This is a genomic window from Candidatus Liberimonas magnetica (assembly GCA_020523885.1).
Classification (GTDB): Bacteria; Elusimicrobiota; Endomicrobiia; order Endomicrobiales; family JAFGIL01; genus Liberimonas; species Liberimonas magnetica.
On record JAJAPY010000002.1, the window covers coordinates 66,804 to 88,367 of the forward strand.

The following is a 21,564-nucleotide window of genomic DNA, read 5'->3' on the forward strand; positions in this document are numbered from 1 at the left end:
TTGCAGTTTTTATCGAATTTCGAAATTGGTTTTTAGGAATTGCAATTAAGGTTGCTTATGTTAATTCTTGGTATTGAGACATCTTGCGATGAAACGTCGATCGCCGTAGTTTCTGACGGAAGAAAAGTAATAGCTAATGCCGTAGCATCCCAGATAAATATACACAGCAGGTATTCAGGAGTAGTACCCGAACTCGCCAGCCGTGCCCACCTTGAAAATATTAATTTGGTATTTGAAGAAGCATTGAATAATGCAAAGATCAACAAGAAAGACCTGGCTAAGAAGATATCCGCCGTATCTTACACTAGAGGACCCGGGCTGGCCGGCGCTCTTTTAGTCGGACAGATAACAGCCCAGACCTTGTCTTTCATATATAAGTTGCCCCTAGTTGATGTAAACCATCTGGAAGGGCATTTATATGCAGCCCTTCTGGAGCATAAGGGCCTTAGGCCTCCTTATTTGTGTTTAATAGCATCCGGAGGTCACACAGAACTTGTAATAGTTAAAGGTTACGGAAAATATAATCTGATCGGAGCTACCAGGGATGATGCCGCAGGCGAAGCTTTTGACAAGGTCTCAAAACTGCTAGGGCTAGGTTATCCTGGAGGGCCGGTGATAGACAATATCTCAAAAAAAGGAAATAGTTCCAGGATCAGGTTCCCCAGGCCGTTCTTATGGCCAAGCTGGGATTTTTCGTTCAGCGGGCTTAAAACAGCTGTCGTAAACCATGTTAAATCAGTCTCAGGATATAAAGAGCGGGCCAAAAATTTAAGTAGAAAAGAGAAAGCCGATATATCCGCATCTTTTCAAGATGCAGTAGTGGAAACTCTGATTGAAAAAACCATAAAAGCCGCAAAAAGATATAAAATGAATACAGTTGTCCTGGGCGGAGGCGTTTCGGCAAATTCAGAGCTTCGCTCTGCCGTACTTAAAAGATGCAGGAAAGAAGGATTAAAAGCATATTTGCCTTCGCTAGAGCTTTGTACGGATAATGCGGCCATGATAGCTTGTGCCGGGTATTATAAATTCAAAAGGCTGGGGATTAAAAAAGTTATTGAAACTAAGATAGAACCTAATTTAAAACTACAAAGTTGGTAGGATAGAATATGAATAAAACAGCGGTTTGCACACAGTTGAAAATAGGGAAACTGGAACTTAAGAATAACCTGATGTTGGCTCCCATGGCAGGGGTAACGGATTCGGTTTTCCGGTTATTGGCAAAAGAGGGCGGCGCAGGGCTTGTTTGTGCCGAGATGTTATCTTCCAATGCCTTATCCTATAACGATAAAAAGACAAGGAAGATGCTAAATCTGTCTGAAGAAGAACATCCTGTAAGTGTGCAGATATTCGGGTCAAACCCCGGAGTAATGGCTGAAGCCGCAAAAATAGTCGAAGACAGCGGCGCTGCTGTAGTCGATATTAACTTCGGCTGCCCTGTAAATAAAGTTATAAAGACAGGCGCCGGGGCCAGTTTGCTCAAAAATCAAAAATTGATGTGTGACATCCTTGAAAAGGTAATATCCGTAGTTAAAATACCGGTTACGGTAAAGACTAGGACAGGCAATCTGTTAAATGAAAACCTTGCGCCTCAAATAATAAAATTATGCCAGGAAACAGGTGTAAGCGCAGTCATAATTCACGGGCGTGCAGCGGAATTTATGCATTCGGGTGCTCCTGACCTTAAGGCAATAAAAGAAGCCGTGGCAGTTGCAAAGATACCTATCATAGGGAACGGCGGTATATATGATGAAAAATCGGCCTTTGAGTTCATGGATGCAACAGGGTGCAGCGGTATTATGGTGGGCAGGGCAGCTATAGGTGATCCCCATATTTTTAACAGGATAGAATATTATTTTAGAAACGGAGAGGTTCTAAAATCTCCTTCCTGGGAGCTCAGGGCAGAGTACCTTAAAAGACATGCTAAATTGTCAATGGATTATTATGGCGGAAAAATAGGGATCATCCGTTTAAGAAAGCTGGCGCCATACTATCTTAAAGGCTTGCCTAACGCCACAAGAATACGCGAAAGGTTCAATCATATCGAGAACCTCTATCAGCTTGACGAATTATTGTCTCACGTATGGAAATCTCCGTACTTTGAATAGATAAAAAAAGTTAATGCAAATTGCAAAGTGAAAAATGAAAATTTCAAATTGAAAGTCACAAGCAATGATTGGAAAAGTTAAAATTTGCAATAAATGACGTTCTAGAGAATTAAGGATGAATTATGAAACACAGCCATTATTTCCCTGAACCGGAAAGGTATGAGCGCCAGGGTTTTCCCGAAGCTGTTTATGCGCCGGGAAAGACCACTGCTCAGATAGTCTCTATAACAAAGACGTTATGCGGAAAAAACGGGCCTGTTCTCATTACAAGGGCTGATAAGACCGTATTTTCTGCAGTAAAGAAGAGATTTAAAAAAGCCCGGTATTTTGCTGCGGCAAAACTAATTGTGGTAAAATATCCTGATAAATTTCATCCAAACGGCCTAAAAAAGTATATTTGTGTAGTTACTGCCGGAACCGGAGATATTCCTGCAGCAGAAGAAGCTGCTTTAACTGCCGAGGTTATAGGCGCAAAAGTTGAAAGGATATATGATGTAGGCGTATCAGGGATACACAGGCTGTACAAGCACAAGGAAAAACTACTTAATGCTTCATGCGTAGTGGTGTGTGCAGGTATGGAAGGAGCGCTTGCAAGCGTTGTAGGGGGGTTGGTTAGTTGCCCTGTAATAGGTGTCCCTACCTCTATAGGCTACGGGGTCTCATTTAAAGGTGTTTCCGCGATGCTGACCATGCTTAATTCCTGTGCGCCAAACGTCAGTGTTGTAAATATCGACGACGGTTTTGGAGCCGGAGTCATCGCGAGCCTTATGTGCAAAGAATAATTGCAAAATGAAAAGTGCAAAATGCAAAATGTGAAATATATATTGTTAAATTTGCAAGGTTGATTTTAAAGGGATTTATATGAAAATAGCTTATTTTAATTGTTCAAGCGGCATAGCAGGCGATATGATACTGGCATCTTTGATAGATGCCGGGTTATCAGTAAAACATTTGGAAAGCGTCATTAAAAATGGGCTAAAACTGGGAAATTGGAGACTTATAACAAAGGCTACGGATTCTTTATACCATATTCCGCTAAAGCAATTGAAAGTTCAGGGGGAAAAGCATTTCAATTCTCCTGGCAGTATGCTTGGCTTAATAAAGAACAGCGGACTGTCTTCAAAGGCCAAGGTAGTTAGTTTGAAAATACTTAGTTTGCTGATAAGCGCTGAAGCAAGCGCACATAAGATCAAGAAAAACCAGGCCCATTTCCATGAATTGAATTCATTAGATACTATGATAGATGTAGTCGGGGTTTCCATAGCTTTAGATCTATTGGGAATTGATGAGGTGTATTCTTCATTTATAAACATCGGGAAACCGGCGCCGGCATCGTTGGCTATGATAAAAGAAAGAAAACTACCTGTTTATTCAAATAATTCCGTGTTGGAGCTTGCAACCCCGACCGGGATTGCAATTATTTCCAATATCTCCAAAGGGTTTGGCGACATGCCGTTAATCAGGCTTGAAAGGTCCGGAATGGGAGCAGGGACTATTAAAGCAGCTAACAATTATCTTGCGGTAATGATCGGGGAAGCTCAAAATACAAAAAAACAGTTAACTTATTACGGCCAGGATGAAGTAATATTACTTGACACAAATATAGATGATATGGACCCCAGAATATTTCCATACTTGATAGACAAGCTTTTAACGCTCGGAGCAAAAGATGCCTGGCTTGAACAGGTATTAATGAAAAAAGGAAGGCCCGGTATTGTTTTATCCGTAATGTGTGAAAGGGAGAAAGAGAAAACAATAGTCGATACTATATTTAATGAAACCACGACCCTGGGGATCAGACGGCAGGAAAACAAAAGGTATATATTGAAAAGGAAACGAATTAATGATATAAAAATAGCTTTCCTTAAAAACGGGAAGGTTAAATCAAATCTTGAGTTTGAAGTAGCCAAAAAAAAGTCTATTGCCAGAAAAATACCTTTAAAAAATATACTTCTATAAGTTCTACTTGACATTTGATATATAATCTGCTAAAAAAATAGTGTAAACGTGAAGTGTGATGTTTAAGTAATTTTGTTACTCAAATTTCATATAATTTTATAAATTTTGCTGGTAAAATTAGGGGGAGAGGTAAAAATGATGAAAAAACGTTCAAAAGAATTATTAAAGATTTCTGAAGTATCTAAACTTGCCGGCGTACTTCCCTCAACCGTAAGGTATTATACAGATATCGGCTTGATCCTGGTGGCAAGCGAAACACAGGGCGGCCACAGGCTTTATGACAAGGAATCCACTCTTACAGCTATCAGTAAGATCCAGTTTTTGAATAAGAAAGGTATGACTATGGAGGATATTAAAAAGGACATGCTTTCTTCCAAGATAAGAAAGAAAATACTTGTTATTGACGATGAGCCTGAATTCGGCGACCTTGTAAATGAACTTATCAACCATCAGTTCCCTGATTACGAAGTGAAGATAGTCTATAACGGGTTCAGCGCCGGAAGGATGCTGAACGAATACCTGCCTGATTTGATAATCCTTGACCTGATGCTTCCTGGGGTAAATGGTTTTGAGGTTTGCCAGCAGATACGTTCCAGTGAGTTTTTAAACAGCACCAGGATACTTGCTATAACTGGCTATGATTCCGAAGAAAACAGAAAAAAAATATTAGACTGCGGTGCCAATGATTACCTGGCAAAACCCATGGATGTGCAGACCTTAAAAGAGAAGATCACCTCTATGCTTGAAAAAGCAAGCTAAATAAAAAATATGAACAAAATCACAATTAAACTCAGGTTAATTATAACTTTTGCTTTTTTTATTTTACTTATAATTTTCATGGGTATCATGCTTGTTTCATTCAGCGTTATGAACAAGAATTTCAGCAGTGAAATAGTGAAAAATTATTCCCAGCTGTATTTATATCAGAATATCTATCAGGATTACAATTTCCAAACCCAAAGCCTTGATAATTACCGCTCCACGGGACAGCCTGAACATCTCAACAAGTTTTACCTCTATGACTCCTTGATCACAAAAAAAATGATCGAATTATCCAACCCTCCGGAATTTGATGAATGGCACGGCCAGTATAAAAGATTGGTTAAGATAGTGACTGACAATAAGGGCCTGCCTGTCCGGCAATTCGAGGATATTCTTTCCAAAAGACTGGCCTTGTTAAACGGGGATTTGAAATTTAAAATAGAATTATTGATACAGAAACATGCAGATACGATCATCAAATTAGATAAAACAATGATGGATATAAATAAATTAAGCATAATATCTTCCTTGGGTATAAGTATTTTATCGGTCTTATTGAGCGGTCTAATGAGCCTTCTGATCTTTAAGTCCATTATCTATCCTTTAATGGTCTTTCAACAGGGCACTAAGATGATTGGGGATGGTAACCTGGAGTACCGCATCAGGATAAATTCCAAGGATGAAATAGCCAAGCTGGCGGAAAGTTTTAACAGCATGATCGAGAATTTGCGGAACTTGCAGCTGCAAATCGTTCAGATGGACAGGATGTCTTCCATAGGACAGCTTGCCGGTGGGGTCGCTCATGAGATAAATAATCCTTTAACCGGAGTCCTGGGACAGGCTCAATTGCTTCTTGAAAAACTTTCTCCGGACAGCCCTTACAGGCGCAATGTGGAACGCATAGAGATAGCCGCTCAAAGATGCCGCACTATAGTTCGGGCATTACTTGATTTTGCAAGGGAAAAGAATTACAAGTTCATTCCGACCGATATAAATGAATTAGTAAATGAAACCCTTGAATTCACAAAAAGCGAAATGAATTCCAGAAAAATAGTACTCGAAAAGGATATTCCCGACCCCATGCCGTATGTTCAGGTCTCTCCGGGACATATCCAGCAGGTCTTTCTAAACATAGTAAATAATGCCATACATGCAATGCCGGACGGCGGTAAGTTATATATTTCTGCAAGTATGGTTGAAAATAATATCCTGGAAATTGCTTTTGCTGATACAGGTCTAGGCATAAAGAAGGAAAATATAGGCCATGTTTTTGACCCGTTTTTTACCACAAAGGATATTGGAAAAGGAACGGGGCTCGGCCTGACCATCAGCTATAGCATAGTCAAAAGGCATAACGGAGAGATTCTCGTAAAAAGTGACGGTGAAAACAAAGGTGCAAGTTTTCTAATAAGGCTCCCCATAAGCCATAACCAGCCGGACGAAAAAGAAAAGGTCACAAAACTCTTTTCTGAACAGATACCTGAAAAAAAACCATCGGCTGTAGCCGTTGCCAAGGTAAAAACATAATAAAATGAATAAGGAAAATAATAAATTTAATTCCTATCTTGATAAGCTGGAGTCTCCTAATTTAGATTCTGCTGAAAAGATAGTGAATGACCTGATGCAGGCAGAACAGGATATAGCAAAGGAAACACTGTATCTGCTAAAGAAAAAATATGAGAAGGAAATAAGGAATTGGGAAACTTTATTTGCACAAAAACAGCAAGAGCTGCTTTCAGTAAAAAGCCAGCTGGCCGAGAATCAGGAACGAATAAAACAGCTTCAAGCCCAATTCGATGCGGAGAAACAGGACCAGATGCAGTTGATGAAGGAAAAGATAAAGGAGCTGCGATTAAAAAAACAGGCCGACTCTGAAAGATGGGAGCAGGTAAGCGATGAGGTTCGTAAGTTCAAGGAAGAAGCGAATTCGGCGCAAAAAAAATATATGCTTGAACAAAGCAGGGCTGGCCAGGCAAGGAAAACGTTCTATGAACAGATAGAGAAGCTAAAAGAAGAGTTAAACCTTAAAGAAGACGAACTGAATGGAATAAAAGAAACTTATTTAAAAAAAGAACAGGCCTGGATAACGGAAAAAGCCCATTTCGAAGAAGAATCGAATATATTAAAGGACCAGGTAGCAGGCCTTGAGCAGATAATAAAGGATGAAAGGCAAAGCTATGACAGGTCAAGCGAAAAAAAAGATGCCAAGTTAAACGGTCTTGAGCAAACATACCAGGACCTTACTTCTCAAATGAACTTAAAGATCCAGAAAGAGAATGAATTGCAACTGCAGTTGTCACAGCTGAAGGCAAAAATTAAAGAGATAGAAGAAGACAGGGATAGGGTAATAAAAGAAAAAGAAAAAAACAGTTTTGAATGGAATAAATCTTTGAAGGGGGAAATTGAGAAATTTGAAAAATATAAAATGGAAGCAGATGCAAGAGAAGCTTCAATGACAAAAGATGCCGGGCAGCAGCTCTCGAACCTTCAGGAATCGTTTAAAATAATAGAACTTCAGCTGCAGGAAGAACAAAAGTCAAAGGCAGAAGTGGAAACCGCACTGGGGAAAAAAGAACAGGAGATAGCGCGTTTGATTTCCCAGAGAGACGAGCTTGTAAGCGAATGGAAAAAAGTGGTCGCAGATGAGCAAAATAATTTTAAAAAACGGCAGTCTGAGATATTAGCGGAGTTTAACCGCGTCAGCCAGCTTAAGGATGACGAAATAATAAGATTACAAAGAAGCACCAATGAAATATCAACTGCTTTAGCAGAACAAAAAAGGCTTTTACAGGTAGAAAAGGAGAAAACCCATCAAGACAGCCAGCGATTGCAGTATCTTGAAGAAGACAAAAAGAAGCTTATGGAACAGCTGTCTTTAAAGGAAAAGGACTGGCAAATAGTATTGCAGAATGAACAGGAGTTCCTAAAGAAACAGATCGAGGACGTGAAATCAAAATCCGACAGCCAGGTCCAGTCAAGGGAAAATGAAATAATAAGATTAAAAAAAGAAACTGACATTTTAAACGGACAAATATCAGAACTCCAAAACAAATATCATGTAGAAAAGAATGAATCTTCAGGCAGGCTTGAAAATATAAAAGAGCTGGAAAATCATATAAAGATACTGGAAGATAAATATGAAAGAGCGAACTTAGAATGGCAGAAAAAACATCAATTCTTGCAATTGGAAAAGGAAAAACTTAACGACCAGCTGCACAAAGAAATACAGCTGCGCCAGAGCCTTGAGAAAAAGAACAAGAAGTCAATAGAATCAAATAAGCCGCAAAAAGAATTATAAATCAATCAAATGAATAAACGGTTTTAAAGAGTTTAGTTAAAATACCTGAAACCATTGTAATCAAGGCCGATGAGGCTTTTTTCGGTGGTCTCAAATTGACTAGAATAAACGGATATTTATGGAAAAGATATTGGTAGTAGACGACGAGCCTGGAATTCTTGAGCTTTGCAGGAAAGTGCTGGTAAGGGAAAAATATATTGTTTTTTTGGTATCAAGCGGGGAAGAAGCGCTGAAGCTTATTCCTGAAGGAATGTTCGACCTTGTCTTAACCGATCTGAAATTAGGCGAGTTGTCCGGGTTAGATATAATAACCAACATAAAATCCTTATACCCAAATACTGAAGTTTTAGTTATGACAGGCCAGGCAACTATTGAAACTGCAATCGAGTGTTTGAAAAGAGGTGCCTATGACTATATAACAAAGCCGTTTAACATTTATGAACTTGTTGATTCGGTAAAGAAAGCCCTTGACCACGCTCAACTGAAAAGAAAAGAAAACATTTCTCGTGAAATAATATACTTTTATAAGCACTCCCAGGAAGTGACAAAACAGCTTACTGAAGAAAATCTGGCTAATTTAGTATTGGAAAGCGCTATTAAAGGCTTAAAATGTGATTCAGGTTCTATCTTTGTTTTTAAGCGTGATGAGAATAAACTGTTCCCTCTGGCTATTGTCGGGCCCGTAGCCGATAAAGGTATAGATGATGGCGGGAAAATCCTAAGCTGGGTAGCTGAAAAAAAAGAACCGCTGCTTATTCAAAACGGCTTAGATAACTTGCCCCAATTCAAAGACTTGCCGAAAAGAAAAGAAATAGTTTCTTCTATGGTAGTTCCGTTAATTGATCAGGGGATGATATTAGGTGTGCTTAGTTTAAACCGTTTTGTGCAAGGTACCAAATACCAATTCAATTCTCATGACCTTGAATCCCTTCAAACATTTGCTTTCCATGCCACTATGATGCTGTCAGCGACAAGGCATAATCAGGCTTTAAGGGAGCTTGACAAATTAAAATCTGAATTTGTGGCCAAAGTTTCTCATGAACTTAGAACGCCGTTAATGGCTATAAGCGGTGCCGTAGAACTGTTACAAAGCTACATGTCAGGGTCAACCAGCAAAAAAACGGACGATATAATGGAACTTATGGCAAGAAATACCGTGAGGATGAATTATCTTATTAATGAAGTGCTTAATTTTTCAACTATGGAGGCCAAACAATCAAAGCTGAGCTTATTAAAATTTTCACTGCGAAAGTTAATGGATGAGACTGTATCGGACTTTGCTTTTAAAGCAAAAGAAAAAGGTATTTCCTTGGGATTTGAGAATATAGACAAAACCGAAGAAATCATGATGACAGCGGACAGAGAAAAAGTCAAGCAGATTTTATCCAACCTTCTTGCAAACGCCGTGACGTTTACTCCGAAAAAAGGCTGGGTAAGGCTTGGATACAGGCTTGAAAACAAAGACAGCGTCCTTATCACTGTGGCGGATTCAGGTATAGGCATACCAGAGGATAAACAAAAAAATATTTTTGATCAATTTTATCAGGTTGACGGTTCCATGTCAAGGGAATATCCGGGTTTTGGCCTAGGCCTTTCAATAGTCAGGTCTTCTGTACTTGCGCATAACGGGAAAATCTGGGTTGAATCAATGCCCGGAAAAGGCGCAAAGTTCTTTGTTGTTCTGCCCCTTAAGACCGTTGAAGAAAAAAAGATTTAAAAAATGAATAATAAAAAGAAAATACTGGTAGTTGACGATGATCCGGATATACTCGGAGTTTTGGGTGATTTTTTAGCCGACGAAGGACACGAAGTAGTTTGTGTCAATAACGGCACAGAGGCCTTATCAAAATTTTGTGAAACGGACTATGACTTATCAATTCTTGATATCTCTATGCCGATTTTAAGCGGGATCGATGTCTTAGAAAAGATGAGGGAATTTAAACCCGGAACGAAAGCGATCATGGTAACGGCTTATCACAATCCCGAGGTCATTAAGAAGGTTTATAAAACCGGAGCTTTGAATTGTATTTTTAAGCCTTTTGACCTTAAAGATTTAAGAACAGCAATTAACGATATATTTAACAAGACATAGCTTTAATCAAAATAGAACGTTTCGACGGACAACCTGAACCTGAGCGAAGGCGCGACAAAATAAAGTTTTAATCCTATTAGGAAGGGATGACAGTTCCGATAAAATCGGGACGCCAGAAGGGAAACCTTAGGTTTCCCTATGGGGAGCGTTTCGGCGAAGCAGATTCCGCTCGAAGCCGAAACAATCCCGCCATGGCGGGATAAGCCTGAGCGAAGGCGCGACGATAAGGAGGTGAAAATGAAAAACGGTAAAAAAAGCCAGATACTCATAGTTGACGATGAACCTGATATATTGCTTATTTTGGGAGAGTTTCTGAGCAATGAGGGGTTCAGGGTCTTGACTGCCAAGAATGGCAAGCAGGCAGTCGAGAAAGTGAAAGAATATCCCGTTGATCTGATACTCCTTGACATGGCTATGCCGGAATTAAACGGCATAGAGGCTTTAAAGCAGGTAAAGGCAATAAAACCCGAACTGCCAGCTATCATGATCACTGCGTACCGTGATGCAGAAAAAGTTGTTGAAGCCTTCAGGCTCGGTGCCTATGATTGCATTTTCAAACCCTTTGACCTTAAATATTTAAGAAAATCCATTTTAGCTCAATTGATGGAATAAGTTTGCGCCAAAAAGAAACAATTGGCTTTGTCCGCCATACTCTAAATCATCCCGCCTTACAGAAAGCCTCTCCATCTTAGGCAGATAGAAGCCAAAAAGACAAGAAAATTTGAAAATTCGCCAATTATTAGCGGCAAAGAATGTATCCTGGAGCCATTAGCGCTAATATTTAGCGGTTTTAAACTCAAGGCAGGCCCAGAATCTGCCGCTCCTCGGCTTGCGCCAGCAGGGGCTAATACAATAAAACTCAATGCATCACTTTAGGTTTCAGCTTAAAAATATAGGTTTTATTATTAAGCAAAATAAAAAAATGAATTAAGGCGCAAATAATAACAAGAAGCAAATTTTTGACATTACGCTATTTTAAACAGGAGGTTTTATGGGTCTAAAAAAAATCCTTATTATTGAGGATGAAAAGGATATAGTAACTGTTCTTAAATTAGCTTTGGAGAGTAACGGGTTTAAGGTTTCCGAAGCATATGACGGCCTTAGCGCAATTGATATGATTGAAAAAGAAAAATATGACCTGATAGTGCTTGATATAATGATACCGAAGTTTGACGGAAATTCTGTGAATATGAGGCTAAAAAGTAGTCCCCAAACTGCGGATATACCGGTTATTATCATGACAGGAAAAGATATTGCAAAAAATCAGGCCGATAGAATAATAGATGAATTAAAAATAAATGCATATTTAGAAAAGCCGTTTTCAGTTTCATTGATCGTAAATAAAATCAAAGAGATACTTAAAAACAAATAAATTAATTTTTATTTGCGATACATACGGTTTATGATCCGGTTTAAAACCTCCCAAATGCCAGATAGGCGTCCGTAGTCCCGCAATGGGGAGCTGCGCTTTCCAGGCTGGATCGTAATAAGGTTTATAATGAAATTTAACTATTTTCTGAAATTACTGTTATTTGTGTGTATAGTACTATTAGTGTTGTATAAACCATGTTCTTGTGTTAATAACAACTCAGAATTTGAAAGAAACAGCAGTGGAAAAAACGTCCCCGCCTTCATTAAAAAAGATACGGTTAAGCCAATTGAACATCAGGCCCAAACCGTTGAGCAAAACTCTTCGTGGCAAATCAGTCAGGAAATAAGTAAAAGAGCACTGTTTTTTATTCTACTTATAACTCTAATGTGGTCGCTAGTAACAACCGTGTTATTTGTAAGATATTTTTTTTATTATAAGAAAGAAAAGATAAAGCTCGTTCACGCAAAAGACTTGCTTAACGAAGCCAAGGAAAATAGCCGGAAAATAAGAGATGAAAGGGATGAGTTTTATAAAGGCTTTGAGAAAAACAAGGAACTGCTTGGTTACGAACACAACACCGTAGAACAACTTCGCAATGCGCTCAGTGATTTAAAAAAGCGGGAATTTGAAGAGATGCGCGCAGAACTGGATATACGTACAAAATATTTAGAACAGAAGCTAAGGGCTGAGATGCTCAATAAACAAGAAGGAGAATTTAATTTCAAAGAAACCATGTTTAAACACGGACAGGAGGAACTTTCAAATAATATAATACAAGGAATAAGTGTGGAAGAAGTGACATCACCTGCTGTTAATGCCTTAAGAGATTGGGTATCATTGATGGCGGTGAACCTTTATGAAAGCGCCCCGGATTCAGTAATGGATTTTCTTGTCAAATTTTCAAACGATAATAATCCTTTGATAAGGATGAATGTCATACCTGTACTTGACAGGATAGCGTCTGATGAGACTGTGGCTATTTTATTGAAGCTTTACCATGATACGGATAACAGAGTGCAAAGAGAAGTTTTAAAAAGCCTTCTTGAGCTTGAAAAAAAGATAGTAAACGGCGAAGTTAAATTACAAAAAGATAAAGTTGACCAAGTAAATATGATTTTAAAAAATGAGAGATCCGGCGGTGAATGGATATTTTAATTATTTTAAAAGATCAGGTACCAGTCAATTGATGGGACAATAGTATGGGCAAAAAAACTGAAGACAACCGCACGAAAGAAGATATTGAAACTTCTGAAGTCCGTTACCGCAGGCTTTTTGAGTCTGCAAAGGAATCAGAAGAAAAGTTATCTAAACAGAATATCCTTTTACAATCTATAATCAATAGCCAAAAAAACATGTTAATATTTGCACTTGATAAGAATTACTGCTATATAGCTTTTAATGAAAACCATAGCAATGAAATGAAAAAAGTATATAACGCTGACATAGAAATCGGGAAATGCATACTGGATTACCTGACCATTCCGGAACTAAAACGGCTTGCTAAAGCAAGTTTTGACCGTGCCCTCAAAGGAAAAAACTTTATTGAGCAGCAGTTCCAGCAAAATACCGGCATATACTATGAAATCATTTGGGGTCCGATTAAAACGCCGGAAGGGAAAATTGCAGGGATAAATGTTTTGGCCCGGGATATCACTGAGAAAATGAAAGTGGTAGAGTCACTGCGGGATAATGAGATCAAGTACCGCAAAATCATTGACCAGGCAAGTGACTCCATCATGCTTCTAGAATTGACGGATGAAGGGATTCCTATCATCAGGGATGCCAATGCTACGGTTATGCTGATGCATGGCTATTCGCGGGAAGAAATCATCGGCAAGCCCATTTCATTTCTTGATGCAGATAGCACACCATTTTTGATTAGTAAAAGTGCCGGCAGGATAGCTGGTGACAAGAAATATATCTTTGAGGCCAGGCACCGCCGTAAGGATGGATCGGTTTTTGATTTAGAAGTATCGGTGAAAGAAATTGAGATCGAAGGCAAGAGTCTGTTGATTGATATTTCGCGCGACATCACGCAACGCAAACGGATGCAGGAGATTCAGGAATTCAAAAATGTAATTCTTCGCACTCAACAGGAAGCTTCGATCGATGGAATAGTTATGCTGAATGAAGCTGGTGGCATTATATCATACAACCACAGGTTTGCTGAGATATGGGGTATTCCTTCTGAGGCAAGAGAATCCAGATATTATGAACAAGCTTTTCAATTAGTACAAGATAAATTAGTAAGCCCTGGAGAATTTATCAGCAAGATAAATTATTTGTACCAAAACCGGAATGAAACAAGCCGTGAGAATATCAATCTTAAAGATGGCAGGATCTTAGACCGTTATTCAGCTCCTATGTTAGGCAGTGATAATAAATACTATGGCAGGGTATGGTACTTCCGTGATATTACTGAGCAGAAACATTTAGAAGAACAGCTCCGGCAAACCTATAAAATGGATGCCATAGGTTCCTTAGCAGGCGGAATAGCGCATGATTTCAATAACTTGTTAACCGTTATTTCCGGTAATACAAATCTTATAATGGGTGAAGTCGATAAGACAAGTAATACCTACATAGACCTTAAGGAAATAAGTTTAGCTGCGGAGAAAGCTGCATCTCTTACCATGCAGTTATTGCTTTATAGCAGAAAACAACCTATGGGTTTTTACCCTTTAAATATAAATAAAACAATAAACGACATTTTGCAAATGCTGAAAAGGCTGATTGGTGAAGATATTACAGTGAATTTGGAATTAGAACCTGATATTGAGATCATCAAAGCTGATTTATCCAACATTGAACAGGTAGTTATAAATATCTGTATCAATGCAAGAGATGCGCTGCCTAAAGGCGGAACAATAACAATAAGGACAGAAAGTATAATTTTAAACGAAGATCAAAGCAGGGCGCTTGAAGGCTCACAGCCTGGAAAATATATCCGGCTTTCTATAGCAGATAACGGCGTAGGGATGGATAAAGAAACGCTAAAACATGTTTTTGAGCCGTTTTTTACTACAAAAGGACTTGGAAAAGGAAGTGGGATGGGGTTGCCCGTAGTTTACGGAATTGTAAAAGCACACAATGGATGGATAAATGTTTATAGCGAACCTGCCGATGGAACAGTTTTTAAAATTTATCTTCCTGTTATAAAAGCAGAAGAAGCTTTTAAAGAAAAAGATAGAGAAAAAGATAGAGAAAAAGATAGAGAAAAAGATAAAGCCTTTAAATTAAAAGGCAAAAGTGAACATGTTCTGGTTGTTGAAGATGATGAACAAGTTCTTCGATATATAGTAAGTATACTAGAGAGAAATAACTATCATATTTTTAATGCAGCAAATTCAAAAAATGCAATTGAAATTTTTGGGCAAAACAGTAAAAGTATTGATTTAGTCATAACTGATATGATATTATCCGATGGAAACGGGTTAGAAACTATTGAACGATTAAAACTAATCAAAAAAAATATCGGTGTAATAGTTTGCAGCGGTTATCTTGATGATAAATCCCGGTTTTCTGAAATACAGGAAAAAGGGTATAGATTCCTTCAAAAACCATTTAGTAAAATAGAGTTATTGAAAATAGTAAGAGAAATAATAGAGAACAATAATGGATGATTTACTTCATTGACTTTTTTAAGCTTGTTTAGTAAAATACGTAAAAATAAATACAGTTTTTTAATATTAGAAGGAATGACAGTCCCGCCTAAAGCGGGACGCGACATCGGAGGATAATATGGCAGATATGGTCATTAATGAACAGAATTTTGACGCAGAAGTATTAAATTCACAGGTTCCTGTGTTAGTAGATTTTTGGGCGCCATGGTGCGGCCCGTGCAAGATGATAGGCCCGGTAGTAGAAGAAATAGCCAAAGAATATGCCGGAAAACTGAAAGTAGGGAAAATCAATACGGACGAAAACCTCGGTGTTGCAAGCAAATATCAAATAACTTCTATACCCTGCCTCCTTTTCTTTAAAGCCGGGAAAGTTGTGGAAAGAATCGTAGGTTTTAGATCAAAGAATGACCTGAAAAAAATAGTAGATAAGGTAATAGCCTAAACCAGCCTGTACATCTTTTAAAATGAGCGACAATATTTATGACGTTATAATCATAGGCGGAGGCCCTGCTGGCCTGACTGCAGCTATATATACGACCCGTTCAAAATTAAAGACACTCCTCATAGAAAAAATGGGGTGCGGCGGGCAGGTTATAATTACGGACAACATTGAAAACTATCCTGGATTTCCAGAAGGGATAAGCGGTTTTGAACTTTCGGCAAAATTTGAAGAACAGGCAAGGAAGTTCGGCGTTGAAATAATAAACGACGAAGTAACCGGCTTAATAATAGAAAAAACTGATAACCTGAAAACCGTAAAAACCCAAAACTCTTCATTTAAAACATTAACTGTAATAATATCTTCTGGAGCTAACCCTAAAAAGCTTCAAGTGCCCGGTGAAGAGGAGTTTTTAGGAAAGGGAGTTTCCTACTGTGCAACCTGTGACGGCCCGTTTTTTAAAGCAAAAGACATTATAGTGGTGGGTGGGGGCGATTCTGCGGTAGAGGAAGCCATTTATCTTACAAGATTTGCAAAAAAGGTAACTCTCATACACAGAAGGGACAGGCTGCGCGCGGCAAAGCTAATACAAGACAGGGCCTTTAATAATCCTAAAATGGTTATTGTTTTAAACTCTATAGTAACAAAAATAACAGGCGACGAAAATGTGAAGGGCGTATTAATCAAAAATGTAGTGGATGGAAAGGAAAAACAGACAGATGCTTCGGGTGTCTTTATTTTTGCAGGCTATGTGCCAAACACTATGTTCCTGAAAGATACGCTTAAATTAGATGAAAGATGTTACGTTTTAACGGATAATGATATGAAGACTTCTGTGCCTGGTATATTTGCCTGCGGAGACGTGAGAAACAAGATGTTAAAACAGGTAGTAACTGCCGTAGGGGACGGCGCAGCCGCTGCTTTCTCAGCACAAGAATATGTAGACGAATTAAAAGGAACATCGTACAAATAAATCAATTGAAACAGCAGTCAATATTTGCTAAAATCATATAGCAAGATTTTCTGATATAGAAGAGTTAAGGGAGAGGTGTTATGAACGCAAATGCAAAAAAAATTATTGAAAAAGCATTAGATTTACCTCCGATTGAGCGAGCAGAACTGGTTGAATATATTTTTGAGAGTTTTAATAAAGAATTCCGCAAAGAAGTTGATAAGCAGTGGATCAAGGAATCGGAAGATAGGATTAATGCTTATGACCAAGGGAAGTTGAAAGCTATTCCTGCAAAAGACGTTTTCAAAAGAATAGATAAATAAACCTATAATGGAAATCAAATTCTTAGAGATAGCAGAAATAGAATTCAAAGACGCTTGTGCATATTATAATCAACAAAGCGAAGGCCTCGGTTACGAATTTGCAGCAGAAGTAGGAAGAACTCTTGAAAGAATTGAAAGCTATAATGAAGCCTGGGCGCCTCTTTCTGCACGAACACGGAGATGTCGCACAAACCGGTTCCCTTATGGTATTATTTATCAAATAAGAACGGATATGATTTTGATAGTGGCGATAATGCACATGCATAAACATCCCTATTCATGGAAATCAAGATTAAAACAGAAATAACTCTTTTCAATTGTAGATATAAAAACCCAGAACCTGAAATAATTCTTGGCCACTTATCCCAAGAGTTATACAAAATGTGAAACCATGCTTGCATCAAAGAAGTATGGTTTTTTGTTTGTAAAAGTGCTAAAGTAACGTTTTACAAAAGGAAAGTATCCAAGTATTTGCGATTGCTCTAAGAACAGTTAGTGGTGTATTTGAAGCATTCAGAGATTTCCTTTTCGCTAATAATGCATTCATTCGTATTTTTCAGGTGGCTGCGGAACTCGGTCTTCAGCTTCGCCAGGAATGACCTCAGACAGTCCTCGCCAACTTCTTCCTGAAAAACACTCATTCATAGTTGCATTAAACCCGCTCAAAGAAAATCCCTGAATGCTTCTGTGCGTGGGGGGAATAGTTACACTGCAAGGGTTCGTGGTTCGACTTCGCTCACCACTCACCAAAGCCCGCTAAAAGCGTGCTTAATTGCCCTCCAGCAATACTTGCAGTGTGAAAATCTGAAAAAAGATACAATAAGACTACAAGAAGGAGAACCACTTACGTTTATTAGTTAGGTTCGTCCCCAAATGCAGGTTCGCAATATGTAGCAAAATGGGAAAATAGAGAAACTTAATTTGTCTATTTGACTACGTCCCCAAGAATGCCGGGGTAGTCGGCGAGGACTGTCCTTCTTCGCTAAAGCTACGAAGGATAAATCTGAGCCCCAACTTATTAAAACAAAGTAGAGTGAAAGGATTGCTTGTCCTCTGTAGCCTTGGCGAAAGAGGAGGCGGGCAAAGAAAATGGACTCGGTGGTGCAGGGGTGGAACAGCCCCGCGAAGTTGTCTTTATATATTTAAAATATTGAAAAATAATAAAATGTCTAAACTTTATCTTATCGACGGCAATGCTTATATCCACAGGGCTTATCATGCTCTTCCACCCTTGACTACATCAAAGGGAGAAATGGTAAACGCCGTGTATGGGTTTATAAGAATGGTTTTAAAAGTTGTAAACTCAAAAAAACCGGAATACCTCGTTGTGTGTTTCGATTACCCCGCAAAAACCTTCAGGCATAAAGAGTACCCTCTTTATAAGGCTCATAGAAAAGTGATTGACGATGAATTAAAAAGCCAGATGCCACTTGCAAGAGAGGCTATTAAGGCGCTTAATATCGTTTTGTTGGAGAAAGAAGGCTATGAGGGTGATGATATTATAGCTACCCTTGCCCAGAACGCTAAAAATGACGGGGCAGAGGTAATCATTATCACCGGAGACAAGGATGCGCTTCAACTGGTGGATGAAAAGATAAATGTCTGGAACGAACAGAAAGATGTTTTATATACGGAAGAAAAGGTAAAGGAAAAGTATGGAGTAGAACCATCACAGCTTGTTGAAATGTTTGCTCTTATGGGGGATTCAAGCGACAATGTGCCTGGAGTAAAAGGGATTGGCGAGAAAACTGCTACAAAGCTTATACAGGAGTATGGCTCTCTTAACGGTGTATATGAAAACCTTGACTCTGTTAAGGGGAAAACAAAAGAGCTTTTGGCAAATTCAAAGGAAGATGCTCTAAAAAGCAGATCCCTTGTAACCTTAGACAGGAAAGTCCAGGTAGGGCTTGATTGGCATGACGCTAAGCTTAAAGAAATAAACGCGGAAAAGGCAACAGAGTTTTTTAAACGGCTTGAATTTCATACCCTGGTAAAAGAATTCTCTCATCCAGCCCCTGCATCCTTTGACAGTGCAGCCCTTAACCCTGTGCCTGCCGATCCTGTTTTAAAAGAGCAGGATAAGGTAATTTCCAATACCATATTTTCTCAAAAAGACCTTGATTTATTAGTTAAAAAGATGAGAAAAGAAGGACTGGTTTCATTAGATTTGGAGACTGATGACGTAAACCCGTTTAAGGCAAAAATAGTAGGGTTGTCTTTTGCCTGTGACAGTTCACAAGGGTATTATATTCCGGTCGGCCATGATTATCTTGGTTCTCAGGAGCAGATGGAATTAAAGCAAGTTCTTAATACACTAAAAGATATTCTTGAAGATAAGAATATTAAAAAATACGGCCAGAACATAAAATACGACCTCATTGTTTTAAAAAATAACGGTATCAGCCTTTACGGTATATATTTTGATACTATGGTGGCCTCTTACTGCCTTAACCCTTCACGCACGAACCATGGACTGAAAGACATTGTGCTTGATTATCTCGGAATTCAGATGACAAGGATTGAAGAACTGATTGGCGAAGGCAAGAACCAGACAACCATGGATAAGGTTGAGGTACAAAAAGCAGCAGAATATGCCTGCGCCGATGCTGTGATGGTGTTTAGATTAGCTCAAGCTTTTAAAGAAATGCTGACCGACAAAAAACTTGATAAGCTGTTCAATGACGTTGAAATGCCTTTAGTTGAAATACTTGCTTCCATGGAAGAAAACGGCATAAAAATTGATGACAGCCATTTTAAAAAGCTTTCAAAAGAGTTTAGTGTAATAGCTGGAGAACTTGAAAAAGAAATATATAAAATTGCAGGCCAGGAATTTAACCCTAATTCGCCGAAACAGCTTTCTTTTATTTTATTTGAGAAACTGAAGTTGCCCACTGTCCGAAAGACAAAAACAGGGTTTTCTACTGACGAGGAGGTTTTAAAAATACTTTCAAGCCAGCATGAACTCCCTAAAAAACTGATAGAGTACCGCGAGATACAGAAACTTAAATCTACTTATATCGATTCGCTTATAGAGCTTTCAGAGAAAGAGACGAACAGGGTCCATACTTCGTTTAACCAGACAATTACTTCGACCGGCAGGCTGTCTAGCTCAAACCCTAACCTGCAGAATATCCCAGTGAAATCGGATTACGGCAAAATGATACGCAGGGGGTTTATCTGTGAACCCGATAACATCCTTCTTTCAGCGGACTATTCGCAGATAGATTTAAGGGTTTTGGCACATATTACACAGGATCAAGCTCTTATGAGCGCTTTTAAAAACAATGAAGATGTACACTCTACTACTGCAAGAGAGGTTTTTGGAAAAGCAGACCCTGATTTAAGAAGGATAGCAAAAACCATAAATTTCGGGATAGTTTACGGACAATCGGCATTCAGCCTTGCCCAACAGCTGGGCATACCGAACCACCAGGCAAAAGAGTATATCGACAACTATTTTATAAGGTATAAGGGCGTGAAAGAATGGATGGAATGCATAGTAAAAGAAGCGCAAAAGAACGGTTATGTGTCTACTCTTCTTGGCAGGATACGCTATATCCCTGAGATAAATGCAAAGAACGGACAAATCAGGGCTGGTGCAGAAAGGATAGCTTTAAATACTCCTATACAGGGGACATCAGCTGATATAATCAAAGTTGCCATGGTAGAGATTGAGAAGAAGATAGGCAGAGATAGAGATAAAGAAAAAACAAAGATGCTTCTGCAGGTCCATGATGAATTGTTGTTTGAACTGACAAAAGGCCGGCTCAAACACGATGCTCAGATAATAAAAAAAATAATGGAAACGGCAGTAAAGCTCGATGTCCCTGTAACGGTTGACCTGAAAGCAGGTCCCAACTGGATGGATATGGAAAAAATATGATAAAACCGAATGCAAAATGTAAACTGCAAAATGCAAATTGCAAAATTAACAACAAACTAAGAATTAACAAAAACAAAGGGGTGTTTTTAGTAGGATTGACTGGCGGATTTGGTACCGGAAAAACCACTGTTGCAAAAGAATTTGCAAGGCTTGGCGCAAAGGTCATTGATGTTGATAAGATAGCAAGGGATATAACGAAACCCGGTTTTGATGCATATAGGGATATAGTAAGGGAATTTGGCACGGCTATATTAAAAAAGAACAAGGAAATAGACAGGAAAAAATTGGCAGACATAGTTTTTAACGATAATAAGAAAAGAAAGATACTGGAACACATATCCCACCCAAGAATAATAGGTATAGTAAATAAGCAGATAAGGTCTTTAGGCAAGCCCAAAAAACATTTTGTTATCCTTGAAGCTCCGCTCCTTTATGAAGTCGGTCTTGACAGGTATATGGATAAAAATATAGTTGTCTGGGTCCCTTTTAAAGTGCAGGTGTCTCGCATAAAAAAAAGGGATAAACTAAACAGACCTGAGATATTAGCCAGGATAAAAGCCCAGATTCCTTTAAATAAAAAGCTGAAGCTTGCAGATCACAAAATAAATAATTCGTTAGCCGGCCAAAAAATAAAAGAACAGGTAAAAAATATTTGGGAGGGCTTGACAAAAAATAAGTAATTAGTTATAATTCTTAACAGAGTTACTTTTCTAACATTACTTTTGGCATATCTTACGGGGCTTTCCAGTAAACAAA

19 protein-coding genes are annotated in these 21,564 nt (G+C 38.6%); all 19 read left to right on the plus strand.

Features of this window, described 5'->3' with window-relative positions; genetic code table 11:
* The first annotated feature begins 57 nt into the window (after positions 1–57).
* The 19 genes from tsaD (at position 58) to coaE (ending at position 21,488) form a co-directional block, all read left to right on the plus strand.
* Positions 58–1,098, plus strand: a complete 1,041-nt coding sequence (gene tsaD, locus LHV68_01735; protein MCB4790584.1) for a tRNA (adenosine(37)-N6)-threonylcarbamoyltransferase complex transferase subunit TsaD — start codon at positions 58–60, stop codon at positions 1,096–1,098.
* 8 nt (positions 1,099–1,106) lie between these two features.
* Positions 1,107–2,105 (plus strand): tRNA dihydrouridine synthase DusB, encoded by a 999-nt coding sequence (gene dusB, locus LHV68_01740; GenBank protein ID MCB4790585.1) that lies wholly within the window; start codon positions 1,107–1,109, stop codon positions 2,103–2,105.
* Positions 2,106–2,227: 122 nt separating this feature from the next.
* A complete protein-coding gene (larB, locus tag LHV68_01745; protein MCB4790586.1) occupies positions 2,228–2,887 on the plus strand; it encodes a nickel pincer cofactor biosynthesis protein LarB in 660 nt (219 codons plus the stop codon).
* A gap of 79 nt (positions 2,888–2,966) precedes the next feature.
* Positions 2,967–4,064 carry a LarC family nickel insertion protein gene (locus LHV68_01750; protein MCB4790587.1) on the plus strand — a complete coding sequence of 366 codons (1,098 nt, stop codon included), beginning with the start codon at positions 2,967–2,969 and terminating at the stop codon, positions 4,062–4,064.
* Positions 4,065–4,199: 135 nt separating this feature from the next.
* Positions 4,200–4,823 (plus strand): response regulator, encoded by a 624-nt coding sequence (locus tag LHV68_01755; GenBank protein MCB4790588.1) that lies wholly within the window; start codon positions 4,200–4,202, stop codon positions 4,821–4,823.
* Between the two features lie 9 nt (positions 4,824–4,832).
* Positions 4,833–6,353 carry a HAMP domain-containing histidine kinase gene (locus LHV68_01760; GenBank protein ID MCB4790589.1) on the plus strand — a complete coding sequence of 507 codons (1,521 nt, stop codon included), beginning with the start codon at positions 4,833–4,835 and terminating at the stop codon, positions 6,351–6,353.
* Positions 6,354–6,357: 4 nt separating this feature from the next.
* A complete protein-coding gene (locus tag LHV68_01765; protein ID MCB4790590.1) occupies positions 6,358–8,124 on the plus strand; it encodes a hypothetical protein in 1,767 nt (588 codons plus the stop codon).
* A 118-nt stretch (positions 8,125–8,242) separates the two neighbouring features.
* Positions 8,243–9,841, plus strand: a complete 1,599-nt coding sequence (locus tag LHV68_01770; GenBank protein MCB4790591.1) for a response regulator — start codon at positions 8,243–8,245, stop codon at positions 9,839–9,841.
* Between the two features lie 3 nt (positions 9,842–9,844).
* Entirely contained in the window at positions 9,845–10,216 is a 372-nt protein-coding gene (locus LHV68_01775; protein ID MCB4790592.1) for a response regulator, read from the plus strand.
* A 237-nt stretch (positions 10,217–10,453) separates the two neighbouring features.
* Positions 10,454–10,828, plus strand: a complete 375-nt coding sequence (locus tag LHV68_01780; GenBank protein MCB4790593.1) for a response regulator — start codon at positions 10,454–10,456, stop codon at positions 10,826–10,828.
* 379 nt (positions 10,829–11,207) lie between these two features.
* Entirely contained in the window at positions 11,208–11,588 is a 381-nt protein-coding gene (locus tag LHV68_01785; protein ID MCB4790594.1) for a response regulator, read from the plus strand.
* Positions 11,589–11,993: 405 nt separating this feature from the next.
* Entirely contained in the window at positions 11,994–12,743 is a 750-nt protein-coding gene (locus tag LHV68_01790) for a HEAT repeat domain-containing protein (protein ID MCB4790595.1), read from the plus strand.
* A 44-nt stretch (positions 12,744–12,787) separates the two neighbouring features.
* The gene (locus tag LHV68_01795; GenBank protein MCB4790596.1) at positions 12,788–15,211 is read left to right on the plus strand and encodes a PAS domain S-box protein; all 2,424 of its coding nucleotides are present in this window, start codon (positions 12,788–12,790) and stop codon (positions 15,209–15,211) included.
* A gap of 118 nt (positions 15,212–15,329) precedes the next feature.
* Complete coding sequence (gene trxA / locus LHV68_01800) at positions 15,330–15,653, plus strand: thioredoxin (protein ID MCB4790597.1); 324 nt, start codon at positions 15,330–15,332, stop codon at positions 15,651–15,653.
* A gap of 22 nt (positions 15,654–15,675) precedes the next feature.
* The gene (gene trxB / locus LHV68_01805; GenBank protein MCB4790598.1) at positions 15,676–16,623 is read left to right on the plus strand and encodes a thioredoxin-disulfide reductase; all 948 of its coding nucleotides are present in this window, start codon (positions 15,676–15,678) and stop codon (positions 16,621–16,623) included.
* Positions 16,624–16,703: 80 nt separating this feature from the next.
* Positions 16,704–16,925: an addiction module protein gene (locus LHV68_01810; GenBank protein ID MCB4790599.1), complete on the plus strand. Its 222-nt coding sequence runs from the start codon at positions 16,704–16,706 to the stop codon at positions 16,923–16,925.
* A 7-nt stretch (positions 16,926–16,932) separates the two neighbouring features.
* Positions 16,933–17,232, plus strand: a complete 300-nt coding sequence (locus LHV68_01815; GenBank protein ID MCB4790600.1) for a type II toxin-antitoxin system RelE/ParE family toxin — start codon at positions 16,933–16,935, stop codon at positions 17,230–17,232.
* A gap of 858 nt (positions 17,233–18,090) precedes the next feature.
* Positions 18,091–20,808 carry a DNA polymerase I gene (gene polA, locus LHV68_01820; protein ID MCB4790601.1) on the plus strand — a complete coding sequence of 906 codons (2,718 nt, stop codon included), beginning with the start codon at positions 18,091–18,093 and terminating at the stop codon, positions 20,806–20,808.
* Complete coding sequence (gene coaE, locus LHV68_01825; protein MCB4790602.1) at positions 20,805–21,488, plus strand: dephospho-CoA kinase; 684 nt, start codon at positions 20,805–20,807, stop codon at positions 21,486–21,488. The genes polA and coaE overlap by 4 nt, the downstream gene beginning before the upstream one ends.
* Positions 21,489–21,564 lie beyond the last annotated feature (76 nt).

What these genes read in the sequence shown, in the direction of transcription:
- tsaD (MCB4790584.1), top strand. Translation starts at nt 58, where the DNA reads ATGTTAATTCTTGGTATTGAGACATCTTGCGATGAAACGTCGATCGCC.
- dusB (MCB4790585.1), top strand. Translation starts at nt 1,107, where the DNA reads ATGAATAAAACAGCGGTTTGCACACAGTTGAAAATAGGGAAACTGGAA.
- larB (MCB4790586.1), top strand. Translation starts at nt 2,228, where the DNA reads ATGAAACACAGCCATTATTTCCCTGAACCGGAAAGGTATGAGCGCCAG.
- LHV68_01750 (MCB4790587.1), top strand. Translation starts at nt 2,967, where the DNA reads ATGAAAATAGCTTATTTTAATTGTTCAAGCGGCATAGCAGGCGATATG.
- LHV68_01755 (MCB4790588.1), top strand. Translation starts at nt 4,200, where the DNA reads ATGATGAAAAAACGTTCAAAAGAATTATTAAAGATTTCTGAAGTATCT.
- LHV68_01760 (MCB4790589.1), top strand. Translation starts at nt 4,833, where the DNA reads ATGAACAAAATCACAATTAAACTCAGGTTAATTATAACTTTTGCTTTT.
- LHV68_01765 (MCB4790590.1), top strand. Translation starts at nt 6,358, where the DNA reads ATGAATAAGGAAAATAATAAATTTAATTCCTATCTTGATAAGCTGGAG.
- LHV68_01770 (MCB4790591.1), top strand. Translation starts at nt 8,243, where the DNA reads ATGGAAAAGATATTGGTAGTAGACGACGAGCCTGGAATTCTTGAGCTT.
- LHV68_01775 (MCB4790592.1), top strand. Translation starts at nt 9,845, where the DNA reads ATGAATAATAAAAAGAAAATACTGGTAGTTGACGATGATCCGGATATA.
- LHV68_01780 (MCB4790593.1), top strand. Translation starts at nt 10,454, where the DNA reads ATGAAAAACGGTAAAAAAAGCCAGATACTCATAGTTGACGATGAACCT.
- LHV68_01785 (MCB4790594.1), top strand. Translation starts at nt 11,208, where the DNA reads ATGGGTCTAAAAAAAATCCTTATTATTGAGGATGAAAAGGATATAGTA.
- LHV68_01795 (MCB4790596.1), top strand. Translation starts at nt 12,788, where the DNA reads ATGGGCAAAAAAACTGAAGACAACCGCACGAAAGAAGATATTGAAACT.
- trxA (MCB4790597.1), top strand. Translation starts at nt 15,330, where the DNA reads ATGGCAGATATGGTCATTAATGAACAGAATTTTGACGCAGAAGTATTA.
- trxB (MCB4790598.1), top strand. Translation starts at nt 15,676, where the DNA reads ATGAGCGACAATATTTATGACGTTATAATCATAGGCGGAGGCCCTGCT.
- LHV68_01810 (MCB4790599.1), top strand. Translation starts at nt 16,704, where the DNA reads ATGAACGCAAATGCAAAAAAAATTATTGAAAAAGCATTAGATTTACCT.
- LHV68_01815 (MCB4790600.1), top strand. Translation starts at nt 16,933, where the DNA reads ATGGAAATCAAATTCTTAGAGATAGCAGAAATAGAATTCAAAGACGCT.
- polA (MCB4790601.1), top strand. Translation starts at nt 18,091, where the DNA reads ATGTCTAAACTTTATCTTATCGACGGCAATGCTTATATCCACAGGGCT.
- coaE (MCB4790602.1), top strand. Translation starts at nt 20,805, where the DNA reads ATGATAAAACCGAATGCAAAATGTAAACTGCAAAATGCAAATTGCAAA.